Below are 21,005 nucleotides of genomic sequence, written 5' to 3' on the forward strand. Positions count from 1 at the left end.
TTTATTAAGTCGTTACAATAACACTCTCATTTTGTTCTTGACGTTTTTCATATCCGAATTATTCATCCCGCTAGCAAAATTAAGTCATTCAAGGAAGGTATCCGTGCAACAGTATCTGACAGAAGCGCGTAAATTATCGGCGCTTGCTGTTCCTGTCATTATTGCGCAAGTGTCCCAAACATCAATGGGGGTGGTTGACACCATCATGGCAGGTGCTTATAGCGCCACCGACATGGCCGCCGTCGCAGTCGGGACATCGATTTGGCTACCCGCCATTCTTTTCGGCCACGGTCTGCTGTTGGCGTTAACGCCTGTTGTTGCACAGCTCAACGGTTCCGGCCGCCGCGATCGCATCTCTCATCAGGTACGACAATCTTTTTTTCTGGCCGCCATTATTTCTCTGCTGACAATGTTGGTGCTGTATCAGGGGGAATATGCCATCAATCTGATGAGCGACGATTCGCCGGAGCTCGCAGCAAAAGCCATCGGTTATCTGCATGCATTGCTGTGGGGCGTTCCCGGCTATCTGTTCTACCAGGTGTTGCGCTGCCAGTGTGAGGGGCTATCAAAAACCTATCCCGGCATGATGATTGGATTCATTGGGCTGTTAATCAATATCCCGATTAACTATATCTTTATCCACGGTAAATTTGGCATGCCCGAATTGGGCGGCGTAGGCTGCGGTGTCGCTACTGCATCGGTTTACTGGATCATGATGCTGTTGATGATGCTTTATACCCGCCGCGCTTCCTGGCTACGCGATATCCGCCTTCATCGCCCGACATTCCGGCCGGACTTTACCGTACTCAAACGACTGTTTGGCCTCGGTTTACCCATCGCGCTAGCACTGCTTTTTGAGGTTACCCTGTTTGCGGTGGTGGCGCTGTTGGTGTTACCGCTAGGTGTCGTTGATGTGGCCGGTCACCAGATTGCCCTGAATTTCAGTTCACTGATGTTCGTTCTCCCACTTTCGGTTGGCGTCGCCACGACCATTCGCGTCGGACACCGTTTAGGGGAAGGATCGGTTGAAAACGCCCGCATTGCCGCGCACACCGGCATCATGGCCGGTGTGGCGTTAGCCAGTTGTACGGCAATTTTTACCACGCTACTGCGTGAGCCTATCGCCCTGCTCTACAATCAGGACCCTCTGGTGGTCGCAATGGCTTCTCAACTTATGCTTTTAGCCGCCATTTATCAAATATCCGATGCGGTGCAGGCTATCGGCAGCGGTGTACTGCGCGGTTATAAAGATACTCGCTCAATTTTTTATATTACGTTTACGGCATATTGGGTATTGGGATTACCGAGCGGCTATTTGCTGGCGTTGACAGATGTCATCGTCCCGCGCATGGGCCCAGCGGGATTTTGGTGCGGTTTCATCATTGGTCTGACAGCAGCAGCGGTCATGATGGTGACGCGGATTCGCTTTCTTCAGCGTCAGCCAGCCGCGCAAATTTTAGCGCGAGCCGCCCGCTAGATAACGTTTCACTCAGGTATCGTCGAAAAAAACGGCGGGATGGATACAAGCTCAGCAATCGCACCGGCAAGCGCACAAAATTGCATTTTTCTTCTTGCCAGATTTCCCCTTGCTCGCTACTATTCGTCCCGCTGTCAGACAGGCAGTTCGGTATCTCAATGCGTTCATAGCTCAGTTGGTTAGAGCACCACCTTGACATGGTGGGGGTCGTTGGTTCGAGTCCAATTGAACGCACCATTTCTTGTTTTTCCTCTATTCCTTTCACGCTGTCGTTTTTTTCTTCGTCCCTTGATACAGAAAGCGTCGTTATTCTCGGTGGTTTATTCGCTCATGTTCTCCATCACGCCCAATTAAGTAACTAAATTAACCATTAAGTAACTAATTTCACACCCATTGTGCACTTTTTTGTTTCATCTGACCCGATTCAGCTAAAACTATTTAATAACCATGCATTATATAAGTGTATATAGCACCACGTTGGTATTCCTTGTTTTTTTACTTCTTAAAATCAGGATGTCAGGACACCGCTATGCACGATTATTTATATTTTTTGCTGGGTAGCTTCCCACTGTTGGTCATGATTGTTCTTATTCTCAAAATAAAAATGCCTATCCACCATGCGGTACTGATTACGCTGACGCTAACCGTCACGATCGCTGCCCTATTCTGGCACACGCCACTAAAAACACTGGGATTAGCAGCAAGCTATGGCGCGCTGAAAGGTCTATGGCCAATCATTATCGTTATTCTAGGTGCCATATACAGCTATAACCTGATGCAAAAAACACGCAGCATGGATGTACTGCGAGACGTACTCGCTAGTATCAGCGACGATAAGCGTATCCAGGTATTGCTGATTTCATGGTGCTTTGGTGGTTTTCTCGAAGCGGCTGCGGGTTATGGCACCGCCGTTGCGATCCCCATCGGCATCCTTATCGCTCTGGGATTCAACCCGATGAAAGCGGCGATTGCATCACTGGTCGCCAATACTGTTCCCACCGCCTTTGGTGCTGTCGGCATTCCAGTTTCTATTTTAGCGGAACAGGTTCATCTTCCTGTCACCACATTAAGCGCGACGGTTGTGCTGCAACTGGCGTTATTCAATATCCTTCTGCCCTTTGTCATCATCGCGATTATTGGCGGTGGCATTAAGGCCATTCGCGGCGTGTTTGCTATTACGCTGGTGTGCGGCGTGGCCACGCTGGTGCCACAGTATATTGTGGCCGTCCACCTCGGTGCCGAATTGCCCGCCTTCGCCGGCAGTTTAGTCAGCCTGATTGCAGTTACAGCAATGGCAAAAAGCCGTAAGAAGGAAACCGATACCGCCTACCTTATCGACAGCGCGCAACGCGCTTCCCTATCAGGCTATTCCGCCAGTCAGCTGCTGCGCGCCTGTGCGATTTATATCCTGATTTTTACCTTTATTCTGCTGTGTTCGCCGCTGTTCCCCGCCATCAAAGGCGTCGTCTCTCAGGTCGCTTCCGTCATTCCCTTTTATCTGACGGATACACAAGTGCTGAAGTTGAAGATCGACTGGATTGCCACGCCCGGCGTTCTGATCATTATCGCCAGTCTGTTGGGCGGTTTTATACAGGGAGCCAAGCTGGGAACGATGTTGAATGTCTTCGTCAGCACGGTAAAACAGCTCAAAAATTCGATTATCGCGATTACCGCCATCGTCGCAATGGCGACGGTGATGGATGTCAGCGGGCTGATCGCCTCGCTGGCACAAACCATGGTGGACGTAACCGGAGGGGGCTATCTGTTTATCGCCCCGGTAATTGGGGCATTAGGCACGTTCGTCACCGGCAGCGACACCAACTCCAACGTGCTGTTTGGCAAGTTGCAAACCATGGCGGCGGAAAAGCTGCATGTCGACCCCGTCTGGCTGGCAGCGGCGAACACCGCAGGCGCAACCGGCGGCAAGATGATATCGCCGCAAAGTATTGCGATCGCGGTGTCGGCAACGCGCATGGAAGGACAAGGTAGCGCAATCATGTCCGGTACGCTGAAGTACTGCGGTGTCTACATCATCATTCTTGGGCTCAAGGTCGGCCTGGTCTACTACCTGTTTATGGCCTGATATCACAATAAAAAATCCATCTACATTGAGTAATGGGAGTCTGTCGTGAATGTTAATTTTTTTGTTACCTGTATTGGTGACGCGCTTAAATCCCGTATGGCGCGTGATTCCGTACTGCTATTAGAGCAGTTGGGCTGCAACGTGCACTTTCCCGAAAAACAGTCGTGCTGCGGGCAGCCTGCCATCAACGGCGGTTATATCAACAGCGCCATTCCCGGAATGAAAAGCGTGATTGCCGCGCTGGAAGACAATGACGACCCGATCATTTCTCCCGCTGGTTCATGCATGAACGCCATCCGCCACTATCCCGAATATCTGGCCGATGAACCTGAATGGGTACTGCGTGCCGAACGTGTTGCCGAACGCATGAAAGACCTGACATCGTTCATCGTCAATACGCTTGGCGTGACGGACGTCGGCGCACGCCTGTCAGGAACGGCGGTTTACCACCCCTCCTGTAGCCTGTTTCGCAAGTTAGGTGTGCGCGAAGAGCCTATCGCGCTACTCAATCACGTTCAGGATTTGCACTTACTGCCGTTTAAAGCAGAAGAAACCTGTTGCGGCTTCGGCGGCACGTTTTCGGTGAAGATGGCAGAAATTTCCGGCGAAATGGTGAAAGAAAAAGTCAGCCACATGATGGAGGTCAAACCCGACTACCTGATTGGTGCCGATGTCAGTTGCCTGCTCAATATCGGTGGCCGCATGCAGCGTGAAGGCCACCCAGTCAAGGTGATGCACATCGCCGAAGTTCTGATGAGCCGCTAAGGAGAGGATATGAGCCTAAAAACCAGTAATGTTAAATTCAAGGATCGTATTCAAACCCAAATTCACGATCCCATCATGCGTAAGGCGGTTGCCAATGCGCAGGAACGTATCGGTGCGAATCGTCAAAAAATGGTCGACGAGTTAGGCCATTGGGAAGCATGGCGCGACCATGCAGCTCAGATCCGCGAGCACGTACTTAACAATCTCGACGCTTACCTTTACCAGCTCTCAGAGAAAGTGACGGCCAACGGTGGGAACGTCTATTTCGCCAAAACCAAAGAGGATGCCACCCGTTATATCCTTCAGGTTGCTCAGGCTAATCATGCCAAAAAAGTCGTCAAAGCGAAATCGATGGTCACCGAAGAAATCGGCATGAACCACGTCTTGCAGCAGGCGGGAATTGAGGTGATCGAAACCGATCTGGGCGAGTATATTCTGCAACTGGATCAAGATCCGCCTTCACATGTCGTCGTTCCCGCTATCCACAAAGATCGCTACCAGATCCGCAAAGTACTACACGAGAAGCTGGGCTATGACGGGCCAGAAACCCCAGAAGCTATGACGCTGTTTATTCGTAAGAAGATACGTGAGGATTTTCTCAGTGCGGAAGTCGGCGTAACCGGCTGTAACTTCGCGGTGGCGGAAACCGGCTCGGTGTGTCTGGTCACCAATGAAGGTAATGCACGCATGTGTACCACGCTGCCAAAAACGCATATTGCGGTGATGGGCATGGAGCGCATTGCGCCGACCTTTGAGGAAGTGGACGTATTGATCACCATGCTGGCGCGTAGTGCAGTTGGCGCGCGTCTGACCGGTTACAACACCTGGTTGACGGGGCCGCGGGAAGCGGGACATGTTGACGGGCCGCAGGAATTTCATCTGGTGATCGTCGATAACGGTCGCTCGCAGATTCTCGGCTCCGCATTTCGCGATATTCTGCGCTGTATCCGCTGCGGTGCCTGCATCAACACCTGCCCTGCCTATCGTCACATCGGTGGACACGGCTACGGCTCCATTTATCCTGGCCCGATCGGCGCGGTCATTTCCCCCTTGCTGGGTGGCTATCAGGATTTTAAAGAGTTGCCCTATGCCTGCTCACTCTGTACCGCCTGCGACACCGTGTGTCCGGTCCGCATCCCCTTATCGTCACTGATTCTCAAACACCGGCGCGTCATGGCGGAAAGCGGAATAACGCCGAAAGCAGAACAGCGCGTGACGAAGCTCTTCAGCTACGTCAATAGTCATCCGAGGCTATGGAAGGTTGGAATGATCGCCGGAGCCCATGCCGCAGGCTGGTTTATTAAAAATGGTAAAACACCCATTGAGATAGGTGCCATCGGCGAATGGACTGAAGCACGGGACCTGCCGGATGCCGACGGTGAAAGTTTCCGCAGTTGGTTTAAGAAACATCAGGCGAGAGGAAGAAAATAATGGAAAACCGCGATAGTTTTCTGGCCGAGATTGCCCGCCAGTTTGGACGCCAGGTGCGCCATATTCCAGCGCCGCTCCCCAGACCAGCGAGCCACCATGCCCGCACCCGATTAACCGAGCTGACCGTACAGCAGCGTTGTGATGCCTTTATCGATGTCGCCACTAACGTCATGCTGGCACACTGCGAAATCGTCAGTGAAGCCGACGCGGCGCAGGCAGCGCTGCGATTGTGCGATAAATACGGCCATGCACCCGTGATCGTCAGTGACGATCGGCGTTTAGAGGCATTAGGGATCACCGCATGTTTGCAGCGTGAATGTCAGGCCACCCTATGGGACCCGCGCGAGGGAGAAGAAAATCTGCGGCTGGCGGAGCAAGCCAAAGTCGGCGTGGTTTACGCGGAATATGGTCTAACCGAATCAGGCGGCGTGGTGTTATTTTCCGCACCACAGCGAGGGCGCGCCGTCAGCCTGTTGCCGGAATCCTCTCTCTTTGTGCTCCGCAAAAGCACATTGTTACCCCGTATCGCCCAGTTAGCGCAGCACCTGCATCACATGGCGCAACAAGGCGAGCGCATGCCATCGTGCATTAATATTATTGGTGGCCCAAGTTCCACCGCTGATATTGAACTAATCAAAGTGGTCGGCGTACACGGACCGATTAATGCCGCCTATCTGATCGTTGAGGACTGTTGAACTATCAAGCAGGCGGCATCATTTCGCCGCCTGCCACCTTCATCGACAAGGCCTATTTGTCGTAACAAAATGACCTTACGCAGGGGTAAATTATCTGGCGGTATGGAAAACGTTATCGCTCCTCTGCAAGCATGATTGCCAGCAACGTATCAATATGGCTTTGCATAGTATCCAAGCTTGCCACAGGCAATGTGACACCACTGAACAGCAGCAGTTCTCTGAACGTTGCACTCTTCCTGCGTGAGAAAAAGCGCTTTATCCTTACACCGGAAGGTCGCTTGCTGTATGACTACGCAAAACGGATTATCGAACTGATCGATGAAGCCGAATACCACATCAGGCACAGCATTCCGGGTGGAAAATTCCGGCTTGGTGCGCTCGACAACATGGCAGCAACACGCCTTCCCGCTCCGCTTGCCCAGCTCCATGCCCAAAACCCGGCGCTAGAATTGGAACTTTCCACGGGGAGCAGCAAATGGATGCATGACGCGCTACCCGACAATCGTCTTGATGCGGCATTTCTCGCCGATGCGCCGCAGGACGACCGCCTGGAACGTCTAGCCGTTTTTGAAGAAGAATTGTGCATTATTGCCTCACGGCAGTGCAGAAATGGCTGGTGGTGCAGGAGCTAGCGTGCAGAACGGCTCGCCGCCATTTTTTCCAGCAGCGTACTAAACATCGCTTGCTCATCCGGGGATAACGCCTGAAGCATCTGCGCCTCAATCTGCTTTTCCTGATGCAGAAAAACCTGTGTAAACGCGACGCCCTTATCGGACAAACTGAGCCATACGCTACGGCCATCATCCGGGTTATCAATCTTGCGAACATAATCGCGTTTGACCAACTCCGCGACCATGCGGGTGATCTGCGCCTTATCCCGACCCACCATTTTCGCCAGCGACTGAGGCGTAATCCGCCCTTCCATCGCGATGATCTTACATAAGCGGACATGCACCACGTCCAGACTAATGTCGTGCGCTTTCATCTGTTCCTGCATCTGTGCCTTATAGCTTTCTAATAAGGCAAAAAGGGCTTTCATCATGTTTTATTGACTCAGTCAACCAATGATCATATAGTTGATTTTATCAACTATCTATCATGAGTTCAATTTACCGAGGCCACAATGGGAAACGTCTATCAGATTACGGTGGAAGAAAAAACCGAGCCGCAGCGCACGCTGTCGTTTGAGTGCTCAATTCACGATGATTTGTTCAAGATTCTGGAAAAAGTCGATGGCAAAATGGACATGACGCCGGAACAGACTCAGGCTTTTATGGTGGGGTTGAAGCTATTTGGTGAAGTGATGATGCAGAATAGAAAGCACCCGCTGTTTAAGGAATTTGCTGCCCCGTTCAGAGAATTCATGCTTAATCTCAAGAAGCAGTGATCTACACAGGGTCGCGCAGCAAAAATGATGCTCCCCGCGCCGTGAAAACACCAGCGTGGGGAGCGTGACGTCTTACTCTGCCAGATCGAAGCGATCCGCATTCATCACTTTCACCCAGGCAGCAACAAAGTCATTCACAAACTTCTCTTTGCTGTCGTCCTGTGCGTAAACCTCAGCGTAGGCGCGCAGAATGGAATTGGAGCCAAAGACCAGATCCAGACGCGTCGCGGTCCATTTAACTTCGCCCGTTTTACGATCGCGGATTTCATACAGATCTTTACGGTACGGCTTCCACGTGTATTTCATATCGGTCAGGTTGACAAAGAAATCATTCGTCAGCGCCCCTTCCCGATTCGTAAATACGCCGTGCTTGGTGCCACCGTAGTTGGTGCCCAGCACGCGCAGACCACCGACCAGCACCGTCATCTCTTTCGCCGTTAGCCCCATCAGTTGGGTGCGATCGAGCATCAGCTCTTCCACGCTCACGGCGTAGTCTTTCTTCAGCCAGTTACGGTAGCCATCGTGAATAGGTTCAAGGACGTCAAAAGACTCTGCATCGGTCAGGGCATCGGTGGTGTCGCCACGTCCCGGAGCAAAAGGTATGGTTACCTGCACGCCAGCCGCTTTCGCCGCTTTCTCAATCCCCACATTACCCGCCAGCACAATGGTATCCGCCACGCTGGCGCCCGTTGCAGCCGCAATACTTTCCAGTACGACTAACACGCGCGCCAGGCGATCAGGCTCGTTCCCTACCCAGTCTTTCTGCGGGGCAAGGCGAATACGCGCACCGTTGGCCCCCCCGCGCATATCGGAACCGCGGAACGTACGGGCGCTGTCCCAGGCGGTCGCCACCAGCTCGCTAATGGAAAGGCTACTTTCTGCAATACGCGCTTTGACAACATCAACATCATAATCGGTACGACCTGCCGGGACCGGGTCCTGCCACAGTAAATCTTCCTGCGGTACATCAGGGCCGATGTAACGCGCTTTCGGCCCCATATCGCGGTGCGTCAGTTTGAACCACGCTCGGGCAAACACTTCGGAGAAGTAGGCCTGATCCTGATAGAAACGTTCGGAAATCTTGCGGTATTCCGGGTCAACTTTCAGCGCCATATCGGCATCGGTCATCATCGGGTTGTAGCGGATAGACGGGTCTTCAACGTCAACCGGCTTGTCTTCTTCTTTAATGCTGACGGGTTCCCACTGCGATGCACCGGCTGGGCTCTTTCTCAGTTCCCATTCGTGATTCAACAGCATGTGGAAGAAACCGTTATCCCATTGCGTCGGATGCGTGGTCCAGGCACCTTCCAGCCCGCTGGTCACGGTATAGCGCCCTTTGCCCGATCCCGTCGGGTTATGCCAGCCGAGACCCTGTTCTTCCACATCCGCACTTTCTGGTGCCGCACCCAGCAGGCTGGCATCGCCATTACCGTGAGTTTTACCCACCGTATGCCCGCCCGCCGTCAGCGCAACGGTTTCTTCATCATTCATCGCCATACGAGAAAACGTAACGCGCATATCCTGAGCAGTACGCAACGGATCGGGATTGCCATCGACGCCTTCTGGGTTAACGTAAATCAGCCCCATCTGTACGGCCGCCAGCGGGTTTTCCAGCGAGGTACGATCATCACTGCCATAACGCCCTGTGCTCTTCGCCAGCCACTCTTTTTCCGAGCCCCAGTAGGTGTCTTTTTCTGGATGCCAGATGTCTTCACGACCAAAGGCGAAGCCGAAGGTTTTCAGCCCCATAGATTCGTAGGCGATGTTGCCCGCCAGAATAATCAAGTCTGCCCAACTGAGCTTATTGCCGTATTTTCTTTTGATTGGCCACAGTAAACGACGCGCTTTATCAAGGCTGACGTTATCCGGCCAGGAGTTGAGCGGCGCGAAGCGCTGGTTACCGGTTCCGCCGCCGCCGCGACCGTCGGTGGTACGGTAGGAGCCCGCCGAGTGCCAGGCCATACGAATCATCAGGCCGCCATAGTGGCCCCAGTCCGCTGGCCACCATTCCTGACTGTCGGTCATCAACGTATGCAGGTCTTTTTTGAGGGCGTCGACATCGAGGGTTTTCAGGGCTTCACGGTAGCTGAAATCGCTGCCTAACGGGTTGGTTTTGGTATCGTGCTGATGAAGAATGTCGAGATTGAGGGCATTTGGCCACCAGTCAGTATTTGATGAGCCAGTAGAAGTGTTTCCGCCGTGCATAACCGGACACTTGCCGGCTGGTTTCGTTTTATTCTCGTCCATCATTATCTCCCAGTATGTTGCATTGCCTTAATCGCTGCGCCAGAAGGTGGAGTCGTTCTCCGATAGCCTTGCCTTATGGCAGCGGATCACGTCACCGATTCCTTCTTCTTGATGCAAGACAGTGCCAGAGTCTCCCTATAATTTATAATTGTATATGCTAACTTCTGCGATAGCTTAACCTGATGAAAAGCAGCTCAATCGCACATTTTCCCTATCTGCATCAATAATCTCGCCGATAAAGCAACTTGCGATAATGAGCTTGCTTTCAATATGCAGCACTAATCGTTTAAAGATCGAGATACCGGGGGCGACCACGATGTGAGGCATCCCTGCGGGAGCGTCACCATCGTGTTTCCCCCAAAAGCTACAGCGCAGGCGAACGGAGTATGAACTGGGTAATTTCGGCTCGTTTCCCTAACCGAACCGGAAAACCGTTCCATAGACCCGCGCCATTACTGACATACAGATGCATGCCATCGACGTCATAGCTACCGGAGACATAGCCTTCATTCGCCAACTGCGTCACCCAATGCATGCCTAGCACCTGGCCGCCGTGCGTATGGCCGGAAAGCTGTAAATCAGCGCCAGCACGCGCATTCTCTTTCGCCCCCGTGGGTCGATGGCTGAGCAGAACGACAGCGGTATCCGGCGATATTCCTTCGAGCGCAGCACGAGTATCCGGCAGGAGTTGTTTAAAATCAGCGGCAGTGCGATCGGTGATACCCGCCAGTACAAACGTGGCATTATCACGGCTAATCGACACATGTTCGTTGAGCAACATACGTAACCCCAGCGCATTCAGCCGTTGCACCCATTGCGTATATTCCACGTAATACTCATGGTTACCCACGATGGCAAACACGCCGTGTGGCGCAGTCAGGTTACGCAGCGGCTCCATACCATCGTGACGGGCGCTGACAGTACCATCGGCCAGATCGCCAGTAATCACCGTCAGATCGGGCTTAAGCGCGTTGGTTTTTGCCACCACCGCCTCCATCCAGGGGCGCTGTAACAGGCGGCTGGCATGTAAATCCGTTAGCTGCACCAGTCGGAAACCATCCAGCGCAGGCGGCAACTGTTTCAACTCGACTTCAACCGTGCGCACTTCAGGCACACGCACCGCTTCCCACACGCCAATCGCCGCCAGTCCCATCGCCACAACGGCCATTCCGCCACGCAGCGCCATATTGTTCAGCAGAACCTGTCCAACCGAACGGGATAACAGACGCCCTACGATGCCGAGCAGATCGATGGCCAACAGCAGGAATGCAGATATCAGCAGCGCGCCAAACGCCCATCCCAAAAACATCAGGACAAACGCGGGCACTTCCGGCGACGCCATCGTGCCAAAAAAGGTGCGCGTAATCAGATGATGCTGCGAAGCCAGCAGCACTAACACCGCCAGCATGCGCTTTACGGGCACACCGACACGCAAGCGCCAGACCAGACGCCAGATAACATAGAGGGCGATGAGCCCGGTAATGACATGAAACACGGATGTTTTTCTCTCTTATTGGTGCGCCGATGTGGTCGCGCTGACGTTATATCCCACAGCACGTTTTATAGTGATCGCAATATATTGTGTCAAACCGTTTACAGCGAGGTTCACATATTGTGGATCTACGTGGTAGAGGTGTTGTGTTGCCAAAGGGGGCGGATTAACATGACGCGATTCTATTCGGTATATCATGCACAACCTGCTATCTGGCAGCAGGTTGTGCATGATATTGATTAACCAAGGACATTTATGTTCGATTACACCGACTTTCCCGAACAACGGCAGGCCAAAATCAGGCAGATCCTCAGTGAGGAAGGCAAAGTCGTCTGCGCCCAGCTCTCACGTGAATTGAACGTATCCGAGCACACCATACGGCGTGATCTGAAGGAACTTTCGCAATCCGGTGCCTGCAAGCGCGTCTACGGCGGTGCGGTCAGTATGCCGCCAGAGGTGATTGATTTTGCCAGCCGGGCCACTATCGATGCCGCCCAGAAAGATCGCATTGCTCAGGCCGTCATCCCGCTGATAAAGCCCAACAGCTGCGTCTTCTTTGACACTGGCACCACCAATCTGGCGGTGGCGAAACAGATCCCGGCAGGCCTGAAGTTTACCGCCGTGTGTAATTCGCCCATCATCGCGGCAGAGCTGATGCAGTATCCAGAGGTAGAAGTGATTTTTCTTGGCGGAAGGATTCAAAAAGAGGTCGGCGGCGCGATTGGCATCGATACGCTCAGGCAGCTAGAGAAGATGTATTTCGATCAATGCCTGTTAGGAGGCTGTGCATTTGATGCCAATGAAGGCCTGACCGTTTTTGAATATGACGATGCCGAATTCAAAAAATGTCTGGTCACCCGCAGCAGCGAAGTGATCGTTGCTCTGACCGCCAATAAGATCTCCGCACTAACGCGCTATCGTGTGGCGGCATGTGATGAAATCACCACGCTGGTAACCGATGATGAAATCTCTCCTGCCTGCCAGAGCGTATTAAGTGAAAAAAATCTGGATGTGATTATTGCCCGATAATGCGACGGTAGCCCTAGCGGCTGCCGGTTCACTTCATGCAGTTCATTTCATGAAAGCAGAAGCTTTATCGTTTTCAATACCCCATCGTCGTCATTGCTGCGGGCAATAAAATTCGCCGCAGCTTTGGTTTCCTCAAACGCATTGCGCATCGCAAAGCTATAAGCCGCACGGCTCATTAGCTCAATATCATTGTAACCATCGCCGAACACCATTGTTTCATCGGGTGTAATCGCCAATTTATCCTGAAGGATTTCGACGGTGTGTCCTTTATGCACGCCAACGTTGGCAATATCGATCCAAGACGCTTCGGAAACCACGATATAAACATGGTCGTGAAACGCATCGAGATACTTCGCCGTCTCGTGACAATGCCCTTCTGGGTCATAAACCGTGATTTTCACAAAGTCATCGGTCACGGCAGCAAAACTGGGTATCAGCGTCACGTTGGTGTACGACTTTTTCACCTTTTCCAGTAAGGCAGGGCTAATCGTTTCCTTCACCATCGCACCATGTGGGGTACAACCGATGACCACATGCCGATCGTCTACGCTTTCCAGCACGCCAATCAGGCTCAAGGCAAGACGGTTTTTGATAAGCGATTGGTAAACGTAATCTCCCTGATGCTTGATGCGCGTCGCGCTGTCGCCCAGAATCCAGATATCTCTCGCTGCATCGCCAAAAAGCGCCTCAACCCGCTCGCACTGTTTGCCTGTGCAGACAGCAAGCCGCACATCCTTCTCTTTCATTAGCGTATAAACGTCGGCAAACAAGGCTCTGTTGTAGTCGCCATCGCTGTGAAGAAACGTGCCGTCCAGATCGGTAATTACCAACTTGATCATTCCACTCCCCTTTCAGATTGTACGTACACAGATAGCCGCGAGCTAGGCCGTCACCTGCCTGAACCAAGAGATATCGCTTTTGTGCGGTGTGTTAGATGACTGACGTGATGATTAACCGCCAATGCTCGATTTAGCTCGATAACGTAGTAAACCCACTAAAATGAGCATAACACGGACAATAACAATCACTTTTCGTCAAATTTATTGAAATATTACGCGAGAACAAGCATAGCACTTATTGATAATACGCAACAAGAATCAAAACCAATCAATAATGAGCAATAAAGGAAAAGAGTGAAAAGCAGTGGCAAAGTCGCGGTGAAGATAGCTCTGCCACACGTCAGAAGGTTCACATAAAGATGTGTCTGATGTTCAGATGCAATAGGTTATTCAAAAACTATACCCTAAATAATTCGAGTTGCGTGAAGGCAGCAACCGCGCGAATCCCCAGGAGCTTACTCAGGTAAGTGACTGGGGTGAGTAAGGGCAGCCAACGCACAAGCAGCTTGAAGTATGACGGGTATATACGTTATGAAGATAGCTTCATCAGAACCAAGCCGCTGACGATCAACAGCGCAGCAATAATCCTCATCGCATTTGCAGGTTCATTCAGGAAGACCAATCCCACCACAAATGCCCCCACCGCACCAATTCCCGTCCAGATAGTGTAGGCCGTGCCTAGAGGGAGAGATTTCATCGCCATGGATAACAGCGTAAAGCTAATAATCATGGCAACAATCGTGACAGCCGATGCGCCTATTTTCGTGAAGCCATCAGACAGCTTCATGCTGTAAGACCAGACAATTTCAAACAGACCAGCAAGCGCTAATAGAAACCAGGCCATACCCAGTTCTCCTTAAACAGTGAATGTGGGTCGTCCCGTGAATCCTTTTCGCGTCAGGGGTCGTCCCCTGTCAGGATGATATGCCGCGATACGATAACGTTGCGCTATCAGGGAGTAAAGCTTTGGCGCAACAGTGTGCCTACCGTCTACATTGCATAAAAATTTCCGGGAGAAATTTTTAACGTTGCGTCAGCAACGGCCCGTAAGAGAGGCGGGCTGGAAGCTCGCCATAAAAATGAACCACCACGGCGGCATATTTTGCTGTACAGCGGCTTCATTCGACGAATTCGGCTAAACATTCGACACTTGAAAGAGGATGAGAAACAAAGCGCTTGCCACCAACGTCGGAGCCGTCCATAATAGCGCCCATTCCAAACGCTGGAATGAAGAAAAGCATTCTAATCAAAACGTTACTGATTAAAATGTTATCTCCTGTACGACCGTAGCTCAGTTGGTTAGAGCACCACCTTGACATGGTGGGGGTCGGTGGTTCGAGTCCACTCGGTCGTACCAATTCATGTTCTGTAGACGTATGTTGATGTCTATAACACGCTGAAAAGAAGAAAAAATTTGCCTTCTTCTGTTCCAGTAAAATCTATCGACATCCACTCGAATCCAATGACTTTAAGTACATATTTAAGTCCATTTGAATGCGGATGACTTCGGTTCCAGATTGTTACTGTTAAGCAATACCACCGAGAACCAAAATCCAGCTCTGATCCTAATCAGGAGCGATGATAATGGTACTTTCTGCTATAGCTGTTCGCCAAGCAAAAGCAATTGGCAAAGCCTATACACTCCCAGATGATAATGGCCTTTCCCTTTCGGTCTCACCAAGCGGTGGGAAATCTTGGCATTTCCGATATTACTGGCTAGGTAAACAAAAGCGCTTATCTCTTGGCACCTATCCCAAAGTGTCACTACAAGAAGCTAGAAACCTACGGGATGAAACGAGAGCTTTGTTAGACGCAGGGATAAACCCTCAGGCCGCTCGTAAACAAAAACGCTATGCTATCCAACTAGCTGTCGAAAATGATTTTGAATCCGTGTTCAAAAAATGGGCTGAATATAGATCCTTAGAACTAAAAGAAGATAAAAAGGGCACCCTTTCCCAAATTCAGCGTACATTTAATAATGATATCTTGCCCCAAATTGGCAAAATGCCAATTTATGATATCCGCCGTATAGATCTATTAAAAATCTTATCTAAGATTGAACAACGCAGAGCATTTACAACAGCAGAAAAAGCACGCAGTTGGCTTGGTCAATTATTTCGTTATGCCGTGGTGAAAATAGATGGTCTTGACGTTAACCCTGCCACCGATCTGAAGGAAGTCGCTCTACCAAAGCCGCCAGAGATTCACAATCCATTCTTAAATATGTCAGAATTACCCTCATTCTTATGTAAATTGCGTAAATACTCAGGCCATGAAAATACACAACTTGGTATTCGTTTATTATTTCTCACCGGAGTTCGAACGGGTGAATTACGTCTTGCCACACCAGAACAATTCGATTTAGATCGTGGACTTTGGCTTATTCCTCCCGAAGAGGTTAAGCAACTACAAAAGAGTATGCGAAAAAATAGAAAACGGCCACAGGATATCCCGCCTTATATTGTACCGTTATCTGCACAGTCAATTGAAATAGTCAGATATTTGATAGATAAAATTAAGCCTGCTCAACGTTATCTACTGCCACATTACTATAATTTACAAGAACGTATCAGTGAAAACACTCTCAATAATGCTCTGAAGCGTATGGGATATAAAGATAAACTAACAGGTCATGGTATACGTGGCACAATTTCAACAGCACTAAACGAAATTGGTTACCCCAAAGTTTGGGTAGATGCCCAACTTTCTCACGCCGATCCAAATAAAGTTAGCTCCGCATATAACCATGCTAGTTATGTAGAACCACGTAGACGCATGATGCAAGATTGGGCTGACAGGCTCGATTTATTAGAGCAAGGATTTGTTGAATCAGCAGTGAAGCATTTGACTATCTATATCGCTGGCATTCCCACCATGCTGGATACAGATAGGAATTTACCAATATCACCACTGGTAACAACACTTCCAGCAATCACCTCTAATCCTGTAGTTACAACTGATGAAGAAGATAACAATAATCAAATATTTCAAAGACTTTCACCTATTCCATTAAAATCTGATGGGGAAGATTCATCCGAAATAGTCATCACAGAAATACAAAAAAAACGCATAGACATGCTTAATATATATGAAAAACCGCACAATCTATCAGTATCCCAGTTTGCCAAACTGGCTGGTAAATCTCGAGACCAAATTAATCGGGAGATAAAAGCAAATAAGTTATTAACAATAAATATTGGCAATCGTGGGCAACGAATTCCTGATTGGCAACTCGACCCCATAAAGCAAAAACTGATTCAGTCAGTACTTAAATTATCAGATAGAGCAGACTCATGGACAATTTATCAAGCTTTATCTAATAAAAATAAAAAACTAGATAACCAGTCTCCTGTTGACGTAGTCAATACTAATAATCTAGACGAGATCCTTACGATCATTAATAAAATCACAAGCACCCCTTTCTATTGAATGGATACCTCATAGAATTCATTGAGCTAAACACTTAATTAAAACCCGCAATACTATACGGGTTTTAATTAATCTTAAGGTATTAACCAGAGTGATTTCTCATAAATCTATAGTGCACGGCACTCGCACTATTGAAATTAATACCAGCAGTTCCAGAAAAAAGATCAACATCACACCCGCTATAATTGATTGTATCTTTACTTCTTCCTTCGCGTAGTATTCATCTGAAGTCTCATTGAGTTGCATAAGTGAAATCATCACAAAACAGGGAATGGATTATTAACATCAGATAGCCAAAACAAGTTAGTCCTTCTGTTGTTTCAGAAGCCCAAAGTTACTTGTAAAAAGGAGCAATAAAACATGAGGATCCGTCACTTGCATTATTTTCTGGTTGTTGCAGAAGAACAGAGCTTCGCAAGAGCCGCAGCCAGAGTTCATATAGAACCATCACCACTATCCCGTGCGATTAAAGAACTGGAGCAACAGCTTGGCGTTCAGTTGCTGCACCGTAACAAAGGCCGTATTCGGCTGACCTGGCCTGGGGAGGTATTCCGCGAGGAAGCTCAGCGCATTGTTAACTTTATCGAAAACGCCAAAACACGTGTACATTCTGCAGCAAAAGGTTACAGAGGCAGGCTCCGTATAGGCCTATGCGACAGCCTAGCTCAGCCCCGGTTGACGCAATTATTTGCCCGATGCCGGGAAGAAGAACCACGTACAGAGATACGTATCACTGAAATGTCTGTCAACGAAATGCTTCAGGCTCTGGCTCATGACCAAATAGATGCCGGGTTCACTATCGACGATATCAGTCTCTCTGGATACACCAAACAATTGGTCTGGCGTGAACGTCCCGCAGTCGCTATTCCACGTAATCATCCTCTACTTTCTCTAGAGTTTATTTCTGTCGCCGAAGCGTTTCGCTATCCTCTAGTTCTCTGCCATCCAGAACGATGCACAGGGGGATATAACATCATTCGGCGCTGGTTCAATGATGCGTCCTTACCACAACCTAATATTGCTGAGTATATTTCTGGCCATGAGCCGATGCTCATGCTGGTGGCTGCCGGATACGGTATCGGCATAGGTCTTGAGTCACAACTCGCATTGTATAACCATCCGAATGTAATTATACGGGCAACGTCTTACGATATCCCAGACTCATCAACCAATATCATCACGACGGAAAAATATTATTCACCAGAGCTAGAACGCTTTATCAACCGTGCGCTTGAAATTGGCGAATTGCAGTCTGCTCACATGTCCACAGTCCCCACAGAACTACATTCGGATGGGTAAGTTGCATCAGCTAATGCCTTACTTTATTTGTCTGCCGTATGACAGACACAGTTAGTGTCTGTTACCTCCATTACCCCCTCAATTTTCTAATGCACTCCATTCAAACCCAACCAATCAAGCGAATAATAAGCAATCATATAATTCACATTAAACCTGACATTTTCAGTCTGGTGAACGACACAATAGAGCCAATTGAACTGGGTTCTATTTCATACGTAAAAACACCGACAACAGAAACACTGTACCGCCATTTATTCTTCATAAACATTGCCGGACGACAAACCGGATAAGCGCTGGCGAATATATCCAGTAATCCCTGTTTTTCAGTCAGCTAAAAAACCGTAACCAGCACATCCCTATTGTTTGATGAAACGGAATGATGAGGTCTTTTTAATAGTCATCACACCTCATGAACGCTACCAAGCACCAAGGAGTGACAGTAATGAAAGCTGAAGACACGACACAACTACCAGAGCGCCGTATTTTGCGTCGCCCCGAAGTTGAGGCTAAAACCGGATTCAAACGCGCCCATATCTATAACCTAATGAAAGAAGGTCGCTTTCCCAAGCCAATAAGTCTTGGTGTACGGGCCGTCGGCTGGGATTCAGTCGAGATTGATCAGTGGATCACTGACCGCCTAAAAGAACGCATCTGACTGCTCCAGTCATACGATAAGGAGCAACCAATGCAAACAATCTTTCTTAGTTCAACAAAAGATGGTGTCGGTAACCCCACGGCAACCAATACCGGTTTATCGGTCGTACTACCTGAAATCATCCGAATGATGGTCAGTAGATTATGGCATACAGAATTCCATCATATTACCGGAAAAAGCCATGGAGGGTTCAATCATGTCCCATCTCCATGAATTAGCACGGGGCCACAAGCAACTACTACCGCTGATCGAATACGCGCTGCAAGAAGGCTGGGAGGTTGTGCGTACCTCTGGTGGGCATCTGAAGTTCACCAAACCGGGCATGCCTCCTATTTTCACCAGTTCTACGGCCAGCGACTACCGCGCCGGACGCAATGCACGCGCCTTGCTCCGACGTACGCAGAACCAGTTTGCCACTGACCAATCCTCTCCTGACAAGGGAGGCCGCCATGCCTGATATTTCCGTACAAGACCTGACCAACAAGCTACTGAGCGAAGGCTTCGCGAGCAAAGCACCGATTACCGGAGTGTTAAGCGCACCTATTGCGGAAACCGCGATGGTTATCACACTCGACGAATTGTCACCCTATGAACTCGATCCACGACTCACCCGCAACCCGCTCTACGACGATATCAAAGCCTCAATACGCGAGCGCGGACTCGACTCCCCTCCTTCCATCACTCAGCGACCAGGGGCAAAGGGCTATATCATTCGCAACGGGGGCAATACCAGACTGTCGATTCTGCGCGAGCTCTGGACTGAGACCAGGGACGAACGCTTTTTCCGCATTCCATGCTTGTTCCGCCCATGGCCGGAACGCGGTGAAATCATCGCATTGACAGGGCATCTGGCTGAGAACGAGCTGCACGGTGGCCTGTCATTTATTGAACGTGCCCTGGGCGTCAATAAAGCACGGGAGCTTTATGAAGAAGAGACAGGGAAATCACTGTCACAGTCAGAGCTGGCCCGCCGCCTCAAGGCCGATGGCTACCCAGTACCCCAGCCCCATATCAGTCGCATGCAAGAGGCCATTCAATACTTGCTTCCGGCCATCCCTACCGTGCTTTATGCCGGGCTGGGAAGGCATCAGGTCGAGCAGTTGACCAGCCTGCGGCGTGCTGCTGAACGGGCCTGGTCCGCTCGCAGCACCAACACGCACCACCACATCGACTTCACCACCTTGTTCCAGGATGTGTTGGTGATGTTCGACAGCACACCGGGCAATTTCAGTGTCCAGCGCGTACAGGATGAGTTGATTGGACAAATGGCCGATCTGCTGGAGATGGAATACGACACGCTGGCATTCGAGATCACCGACACCGATCGGCGTTGGCAGTTACTCAGCAACGAAGCACCATCGGCTGAATCTGGGGCATCTACGCTGCAAGAGAAGACGCCATTACCCGTAACGCCGCCCGGAGTTACATCGGAATCCACGTCGCCCAGGAACATCGAACCATCAACGACCAACAAGGCGTCTGCACAACCGGGATCGCCCCCGTCTGAACCTGTTGGCCGCACCTCGCAAGACAAATCTGCGGCAGGAAACGATGAGCATGCCGCGCTACTGCAACAGCATGTTGTTTCTCCTGCTGGCACAACCGAACGGCTGCAGTCGATTCAACGGCTGGTCGCCGGCCATACTGGCGAGACCCTGCCGGACTTCGAACGCAATGTCTTGCAATCCATCCCTATCCAGGCCGATAGCCTGTATCCGATCACCGATATCTGGCACATTGAGGCATCGCTGGATGAACCTTCTCGACTACGCTCCCATATTGCGCAGTTTGCCGCAGAAATCGCCCATGAAGTCGGTGCGCAAGATGCTATTGAGCCCTACGAAAATGGCATCGGATTCAGTTGCAAATGCGCCGATGACCGTGTCAACACAGATACGTCAGCATCCATGGTGCTGGCGCTGCTGCACGCCCTGAGCGCCCCCTATCTGCCCGCCACACATCCGCTTTCAGATACCGCGTCTTCGATCCGGTTTGGGCTACTCGGGCATTTATTGCAGGGGATACTGGACGCAAGCAATGACGCAAACGATGCACCACAGCGGCTCAATGACAGCGCACTGGTGAAGCTGTTCCGATTGCTACGGCTGACCCGCAGGCTGATCGACATTGAGAACAGCACACAGGATGACGGCGACGTCATTCCCGGATCATGAGGA

18 protein-coding genes and 2 tRNA genes are annotated in these 21,005 nt (G+C 50.4%); 15 read left to right on the forward strand and 5 right to left on the reverse strand.

The annotated features are described in order from the left end of the window. Positions 1-103: 103 nt before the first annotated feature. The 7 genes from EDI29_RS04475 to EDI29_RS04505 all read left to right on the forward strand — a co-directional run bounded on the left by EDI29_RS04475 (position 104) and on the right by EDI29_RS04505 (position 7,083). The gene (locus EDI29_RS04475) at positions 104-1,477 is read left to right on the forward strand and encodes an MATE family efflux transporter (protein ID WP_137739901.1); all 1,374 of its coding nucleotides are present in this window, start codon (positions 104-106) and stop codon (positions 1,475-1,477) included. A gap of 160 nt (positions 1,478-1,637) precedes the next feature. Continuing rightward, positions 1,638-1,714, forward strand: a tRNA-Val gene (locus tag EDI29_RS04480). 292 nt (positions 1,715-2,006) lie between these two features. Continuing rightward, positions 2,007-3,560: an L-lactate permease gene (locus EDI29_RS04485; protein WP_137739902.1), complete on the forward strand. Its 1,554-nt coding sequence runs from the start codon at positions 2,007-2,009 to the stop codon at positions 3,558-3,560. Positions 3,561-3,605: 45 nt separating this feature from the next. After that, entirely contained in the window at positions 3,606-4,325 is a 720-nt protein-coding gene (locus tag EDI29_RS04490; protein WP_137739903.1) for a (Fe-S)-binding protein, read from the forward strand. A 9-nt stretch (positions 4,326-4,334) separates the two neighbouring features. After that, positions 4,335-5,756, forward strand: coding sequence for a LutB/LldF family L-lactate oxidation iron-sulfur protein (locus EDI29_RS04495; protein WP_137739904.1), 1,422 nt, complete (start codon positions 4,335-4,337; stop codon positions 5,754-5,756). After that, positions 5,756-6,451: a LutC/YkgG family protein gene (locus EDI29_RS04500; RefSeq protein ID WP_137739905.1), complete on the forward strand. Its 696-nt coding sequence runs from the start codon at positions 5,756-5,758 to the stop codon at positions 6,449-6,451. The genes EDI29_RS04495 and EDI29_RS04500 overlap by 1 nt, the downstream gene beginning before the upstream one ends. Positions 6,452-6,642: 191 nt before the next feature. Next, a complete protein-coding gene (locus EDI29_RS04505; RefSeq protein ID WP_241664888.1) occupies positions 6,643-7,083 on the forward strand; it encodes a LysR family transcriptional regulator in 441 nt (146 codons plus the stop codon). On the opposite strand, the gene EDI29_RS04510 is transcribed toward EDI29_RS04505, so the two are convergent. Continuing rightward, a complete protein-coding gene (locus tag EDI29_RS04510) occupies positions 7,080-7,493 on the reverse strand; it encodes a MarR family winged helix-turn-helix transcriptional regulator (protein WP_137739906.1) in 414 nt (137 codons plus the stop codon). The genes EDI29_RS04505 and EDI29_RS04510 overlap by 4 nt on opposite strands. 81 nt (positions 7,494-7,574) lie before the next feature. On the opposite strand from EDI29_RS04510, the gene EDI29_RS04515 reads away from it, so the two are divergent. Continuing rightward, positions 7,575-7,838: a DUF3861 domain-containing protein gene (locus EDI29_RS04515; protein ID WP_137739907.1), complete on the forward strand. Its 264-nt coding sequence runs from the start codon at positions 7,575-7,577 to the stop codon at positions 7,836-7,838. 72 nt (positions 7,839-7,910) lie between these two features. On the opposite strand, the gene katG is transcribed toward EDI29_RS04515, so the two are convergent. Continuing rightward, positions 7,911-10,085, reverse strand: a complete 2,175-nt coding sequence (gene katG / locus EDI29_RS04520; RefSeq protein WP_137739941.1) for a catalase/peroxidase HPI — start codon at positions 10,083-10,085, stop codon at positions 7,911-7,913. 364 nt (positions 10,086-10,449) lie between these two features. Continuing rightward, the gene (locus EDI29_RS04525) at positions 10,450-11,580 is read right to left on the reverse strand and encodes a metallophosphoesterase (protein WP_137739908.1); all 1,131 of its coding nucleotides are present in this window, start codon (positions 11,578-11,580) and stop codon (positions 10,450-10,452) included. Between the two features lie 252 nt (positions 11,581-11,832). Here EDI29_RS04525 and EDI29_RS04530 point away from each other — a divergent pair, with 252 nt between their 5' ends. Then, on the forward strand, positions 11,833-12,606 hold the full coding sequence (locus EDI29_RS04530) for a DeoR/GlpR family DNA-binding transcription regulator (protein WP_137739909.1): 774 nt from the start codon (positions 11,833-11,835) through the stop codon (positions 12,604-12,606). 47 nt (positions 12,607-12,653) lie between these two features. Here EDI29_RS04530 and EDI29_RS04535 read toward each other — a convergent pair whose 3' ends face one another. Next, complete coding sequence (locus EDI29_RS04535) at positions 12,654-13,445, reverse strand: HAD-IIB family hydrolase (protein ID WP_137739910.1); 792 nt, start codon at positions 13,443-13,445, stop codon at positions 12,654-12,656. Between the two features lie 529 nt (positions 13,446-13,974). Beyond that, complete coding sequence (locus tag EDI29_RS04540) at positions 13,975-14,289, reverse strand: DMT family transporter (RefSeq protein ID WP_137739911.1); 315 nt, start codon at positions 14,287-14,289, stop codon at positions 13,975-13,977. 436 nt (positions 14,290-14,725) lie between these two features. On the opposite strand from EDI29_RS04540, the gene EDI29_RS04545 reads away from it, so the two are divergent. The 6 genes from EDI29_RS04545 (at position 14,726) to EDI29_RS04570 (ending at position 21,002) form a co-directional block, all read left to right on the forward strand. Continuing rightward, positions 14,726-14,802 (forward strand) — tRNA-Val (locus EDI29_RS04545). 227 nt (positions 14,803-15,029) lie between these two features. Continuing rightward, complete coding sequence (locus EDI29_RS04550) at positions 15,030-16,874, forward strand: tyrosine-type recombinase/integrase (protein WP_137739912.1); 1,845 nt, start codon at positions 15,030-15,032, stop codon at positions 16,872-16,874. A gap of 360 nt (positions 16,875-17,234) precedes the next feature. After that, a complete protein-coding gene (locus EDI29_RS04555) occupies positions 17,235-18,173 on the forward strand; it encodes a LysR family transcriptional regulator (RefSeq protein ID WP_040031616.1) in 939 nt (312 codons plus the stop codon). Positions 18,174-18,615: 442 nt separating this feature from the next. Further along, positions 18,616-18,828, forward strand: a complete 213-nt coding sequence (locus EDI29_RS04560; protein WP_040031617.1) for an AlpA family transcriptional regulator — start codon at positions 18,616-18,618, stop codon at positions 18,826-18,828. A 196-nt stretch (positions 18,829-19,024) separates the two neighbouring features. Then, the gene (locus EDI29_RS04565; RefSeq protein ID WP_137739913.1) at positions 19,025-19,285 is read left to right on the forward strand and encodes a type II toxin-antitoxin system HicA family toxin; all 261 of its coding nucleotides are present in this window, start codon (positions 19,025-19,027) and stop codon (positions 19,283-19,285) included. Further along, entirely contained in the window at positions 19,278-21,002 is a 1,725-nt protein-coding gene (locus tag EDI29_RS04570; protein WP_137739914.1) for a ParB family protein, read from the forward strand. The genes EDI29_RS04565 and EDI29_RS04570 overlap by 8 nt, the downstream gene beginning before the upstream one ends. Positions 21,003-21,005 lie beyond the last annotated feature (3 nt).

Source organism: Pectobacterium polonicum (genome assembly GCF_005497185.1).
GTDB classification, from domain to species: domain Bacteria; phylum Pseudomonadota; class Gammaproteobacteria; order Enterobacterales; family Enterobacteriaceae; genus Pectobacterium; species Pectobacterium polonicum.

Bases quoted from the DNA above. Each gene is read 5' to 3' on its own strand.
- EDI29_RS04485 (WP_137739902.1), top strand. From the start codon at position 2,007: ATGCACGATTATTTATATTTTTTGCTGGGTAGCTTCCCACTGTTGGTC.
- EDI29_RS04495 (WP_137739904.1), top strand. From the start codon at position 4,335: ATGAGCCTAAAAACCAGTAATGTTAAATTCAAGGATCGTATTCAAACC.
- EDI29_RS04500 (WP_137739905.1), top strand. From the start codon at position 5,756: ATGGAAAACCGCGATAGTTTTCTGGCCGAGATTGCCCGCCAGTTTGGA.
- EDI29_RS04510 (WP_137739906.1), bottom strand. From the start codon at position 7,493: ATGATGAAAGCCCTTTTTGCCTTATTAGAAAGCTATAAGGCACAGATG.
- EDI29_RS04515 (WP_137739907.1), top strand. From the start codon at position 7,575: ATGGGAAACGTCTATCAGATTACGGTGGAAGAAAAAACCGAGCCGCAG.
- katG (WP_137739941.1), bottom strand. From the start codon at position 10,085: ATGGACGAGAATAAAACGAAACCAGCCGGCAAGTGTCCGGTTATGCAC.
- EDI29_RS04530 (WP_137739909.1), top strand. From the start codon at position 11,833: ATGTTCGATTACACCGACTTTCCCGAACAACGGCAGGCCAAAATCAGG.
- EDI29_RS04535 (WP_137739910.1), bottom strand. From the start codon at position 13,445: ATGATCAAGTTGGTAATTACCGATCTGGACGGCACGTTTCTTCACAGC.
- EDI29_RS04540 (WP_137739911.1), bottom strand. From the start codon at position 14,289: ATGGCCTGGTTTCTATTAGCGCTTGCTGGTCTGTTTGAAATTGTCTGG.
- EDI29_RS04550 (WP_137739912.1), top strand. From the start codon at position 15,030: ATGGTACTTTCTGCTATAGCTGTTCGCCAAGCAAAAGCAATTGGCAAA.
- EDI29_RS04555 (WP_040031616.1), top strand. From the start codon at position 17,235: ATGAGGATCCGTCACTTGCATTATTTTCTGGTTGTTGCAGAAGAACAG.
- EDI29_RS04560 (WP_040031617.1), top strand. From the start codon at position 18,616: ATGAAAGCTGAAGACACGACACAACTACCAGAGCGCCGTATTTTGCGT.
- EDI29_RS04565 (WP_137739913.1), top strand. From the start codon at position 19,025: ATGTCCCATCTCCATGAATTAGCACGGGGCCACAAGCAACTACTACCG.
- EDI29_RS04570 (WP_137739914.1), top strand. From the start codon at position 19,278: ATGCCTGATATTTCCGTACAAGACCTGACCAACAAGCTACTGAGCGAA.